This window comes from Photorhabdus sp. S10-54, from assembly GCF_963878145.1.
Classification (GTDB): domain Bacteria; phylum Pseudomonadota; class Gammaproteobacteria; order Enterobacterales; family Enterobacteriaceae; genus Photorhabdus; species Photorhabdus kayaii.
In genome coordinates this window covers 1-4,261 of the sequence record NZ_CAWNXG010000096.1, presented here as the reverse complement: position 1 = coordinate 4,261, position 4,261 = coordinate 1, and the positions used below count along the sequence as shown (strand labels likewise).

Annotated in this window: 2 protein-coding genes and 1 pseudogene; all 3 read left to right on the top strand. The window is 42.1% G+C overall.

The window, feature by feature from the left end; genetic code table 11:
* Positions 1-112, top strand: a pseudogene (locus AACQ83_RS23440) (IS982 family transposase); the annotation flags it as partial.
* 333 nt (positions 113-445) lie between these two features.
* Positions 446-3,247, top strand: coding sequence for a two component system sensor kinase (locus AACQ83_RS23435; protein WP_112879803.1), 2,802 nt, complete (start codon positions 446-448; stop codon positions 3,245-3,247).
* Between the two features lies 1 nt (position 3,248).
* Positions 3,249-3,884, top strand: coding sequence for a two component system response regulator (locus AACQ83_RS23430; protein ID WP_112879802.1), 636 nt, complete (start codon positions 3,249-3,251; stop codon positions 3,882-3,884).
* Positions 3,885-4,261 lie beyond the last annotated feature (377 nt).

Genomic DNA, 4,261 nt, shown 5'->3' with positions numbered 1-4,261 from the left:
ACAGGGATTCATGTTGAATGTGTTAGGAGGGCTAATCGCTTATTGTTTCAAAGAGAACAAACCGTCACTGAATATCTCCCGCTCAGAAATGGACATATTAGTGACGGCTTAACCAGAACTCAGGTTAATTAAGTTGTCAATGGTGAGAGAAACGTTTCGTTGATGGATATTCATTTTTGTTGGGATTCTGTTGATATGAAACCAGCGTAAAATTGATTTTAGTCATAATTTGGTTAGACGATTTTGGTAAGTTTTATCTGATTGTTATCTGATGTAAAGTATTTATTATCTTCGGGTGTATTTTCTTGAATTATAGTATGCCGGAAAGATAACGGGTATAACCCAATGAGATAAGTTCTAAACCTGTTGTTAATTAACCTGATAGGCGAGGAGTAATTTGGGTTTTTCACAAGGAGATATCTCTGAATAATAAGGAGATTATAAAATGAGAACAGGCTCATCATTAGTAATTAAACTCACTGTATTTCTATCATTGACGTTGTTTCTGATATGGCTGATTTCTGTCGTAGCAACGGCATTTTTTTCTTTCAAACATGCACATCAGCATGTGATGGATGAATTATCCCATCTTGCGACCTTACGGGCTGATTTAAGTAATCATCGCTTTGAGGGGGCGGAGAAAGATGCGCAGGAACTAGCGAAACGTTATGATGCTTATTATGAAAAGTATGAAAATAATAAAAATATTACGTCGAATACTGATAGCAAATATCTTCCCATCAATGGCAGTATCTGCCAACCCGATCACGAAATAAATCAGGATAATTGGTTTATTCAAGCATATGGCGCTGCCGGGCAGGCTTATTATCTGGACAGCTTTATTTTTAAGCGATTTCAGGGGATCTCCATTTATCCCCCGGAAAAAATCTCAGATGACTACTTTGTCAAACGATGTTTGGAGTTAGCGAATTTTCCTATGAACCCCAACCACGATAATATTTACTGGGGACAGCCGGAGCATATTCCTGGCAGTGGCTGGAGTATCTCGGTTGCCGCGAGTGATAAAATGGGCCGACTGACCGGATATGCGATTAAGTTCAATGATCTATTGTCATACGGGCAAGCGGTGACTAATTATGACATTGATCTCTGGTTGGACAGCAATCAACAATTATTGCCGTTTTTTAAAGGGAAATTACCGCAGGATCAAGAACAACATATTTTAGCATTGTTGAAGAAAGTTAAATTACATGATGGCTGGCAATATATTCCCGGTTATCAGGTATTACGTATCCAGCTAAAAGGTCCCGGTTGGCAGCAATTGGTACTTTATCCCACAAGAAGTCTATTTGAGGAAGTCGTTGATCAGGCGATTATTCAGCTTCCATTTGCGTTAATTATTCTATTAATGATAACGCTGACGATATTCTGGATGTTGCATTATTATCTGGCTAAACCGTTGTGGCAATTTGTAGATATTATCGATAAGACTGGACCACACGCGCTAGATGTACGTTTGCCAGAGAGCCGGCGTGATGAATTGGGGCAGATAGCCAGGGCCTACAATACGTTACTTGATACCCTGAATCAGCAATATTCCACGCTGGAAAATAAGGTCGCAGAACGTACCAAAGCATTAACAGAGGCAAAACAACAGGCAGAATTGGCTAATAAGCGTAAAAGTAGCCATCTGACGACCATTAGTCATGAACTAAGAACGCCACTGAGTGGGACATTAGGTGCATTGGAGTTACTGAAAACCAGTGAGATGAGCAGCGAGCAGCTACAATTGGCAGAGACAGCTCATCAGTGCACGCTATCTTTATTATTCATTATCAATAAATTGCTTGATTTTTCGCGCATTGAAGCTGGACAGGTTGAGCTACAGTACGCGACCAGCCAGTTGTTACCATTGCTGGATCAGTCAATGGCGACGATACAGGGAATGGCACACAATAAAAAGTTGACGCTAGAAACCTTTGTTGCTGCTGATGTGCCACAGGTATTAATGCTTGATGCAAGCCGGGTAAGACAGATTTTGGTAAATTTGTTAGGAAATGCCTGCAAATTTACCGATGATGGCGGCATTTCTCTGACTGTCACCCGTTCAGATAATATGTTGATTTTTGATGTTACTGACAGCGGATGTGGTGTCGCTCCAGAAAATATCGCCTCGATATTTAATCCCTTTTATCAGGTGCAGGAACATGCGCAGGGAACGGGCCTTGGGCTGACGATTGCGGTTACGCTGGCCAGAATGATGGGAGGAAATCTGGAATTTAACAGCACCTTTGGCTTAGGCACTAGCGTGGTGTTTCAACTGCCATTGATGGATTTTACTGAACCCGTGTTGTTACAGGGAGAGATAGGCGCACCGTTTGTCTTACATCGTCAACTGATGGCATGGGGCCTTATTTGTTTGACTGAAGAGCATTCCGGCGAATTATCCGCCAATGATTTGCGTTTTTTGCCCGGTCGTTTGCGGGATATTGTCGAACGTCAGTTATCTGGTGCGTTGCCGCCGGTACAAGATAACGTACCGCTACAACCTTGGCGTATGCAGGTATTGCTGGTTGATGACGCAGTGACCAATCGGGACATCATTGGCATGATGTTGACGCGATTGGGGCAGGGAGTGCGGCATGCTCAGGATGGTACAGAAGCCTTATTGTTGGGACAGCGTTACCGTTTTGATTTGGTACTGATGGATATATTGATGCCGGGGCAGTGTGATGGTCTGGAAACTACCCGGCGTTGGCGTATTGATTCTGACAATCAGGACCCAGAGTGCATGATTGTTGCTCTGACGGCAAATACAGTTGCCGAAGAGAAGGAACGCGCGGCTCAGGCCGGGATGAATGATTACATATCCAAACCGGTGACGATTAACCAATTGGCCCAAATATTAGAGATGACTGCGGAATATCAGTTGCGGCGTGATATTGATCTAATGGTGCAGCAAGAAACAGATAAACCATTACTGCCCATGAACTTATTGCGTATGCAGGTAAAAGTCCGCAGGGAATTATTAACTTTACTTGATGAAGCTGAACAACATATTACTCAACAGGAGGTATTAGAAAAGCTCTTACATTCCATGAAGGGAGTGAGTGGGCAGGCAGGGCTTAATTCATTATTGTGTGTCATTGTTGAAATGGAAAACCAGATACATAACGGTTCGCTGCCGCAAAAAAATGAGCTGATGAAACTACGCAAATTGATTAACGCAACGCTGTGCTCTGCTGAGGAACACGAGCAGAATGCACCTTTTTCCGCGAGGTCCTAATATGATTTGCTATAAAGTTTTGCTGGTAGATGATCATGAGCTGATCATAGATGGAATAAAGAATCTTCTTGCCGCATACCCGCGTTATCAGGTAGTCGCGCAAGTTGATGATGGACTCTCTGTTTATGCTGCCTGTCGGGATCTTGCACCAGATATTGTGATTCTTGATCTTGGCCTTCCGGGGCTGAATGGATTGGATATCATTCCACAACTTTGCCAACGCCGGCCGGATTTGCGCATACTTGCTCTTACGGCCCATGATGATGAGCTGACTGCCAGCCGTGTACTGCGTGCGGGAGCATTAGCTTATGTCTTGAAAACCAGTTCGCAGCAGATATTACTTGCTGCGATTACCAGTGTTGCTGCCAGAAAAAGTTACGTTGATCCTCATCTTAATCAGGAGGCAATCCGCTTGCTGGGAGAAGGAATAAATGATGACAGCACATTGCTTACCCGGCGTGAGCGCCAAATATTACAGCTAATTAGCGAAGGTAATGGCAATCGTAATATTGCTGAGGTGTTAAGTATTAGTATTAAAACAGTAGAAACTCACCGCCTTAATATGATGCGAAAACTTAAAGTTCATAAGGTGACTGAATTACTTAATTACTCAAGAAAATTGGGATTGATAACTTGATCATGCGGATAGTGTTAATGCTACCGGATGGTAATTGACTATTAGCAATAGCATGCAAAAACAGCTCGATTATAGGGCTGTTTTTGTGTTTTTCAGTAATATGTATAAACGAAATTTAGGATATTTTTTATCTGATTGATATATAAATATGGTAGATTCACATAATAAGTGCAACATCGTTAATCCGGAAGTAAACATGTTCGTATTCCCTTAAATAATTCATTCGATGTTTTCCCACCCCGTGTTTTTCCTGTCTCTTATACACAAATCCCTCAGTAAATATTGAGGAATTTGTGTACTTCTGCCTAAATGATAGTTTTCAGGATAAAACGATAAATTGAGGTAAATTGACCAGGTTTGTAACGGAAGCAGAACAC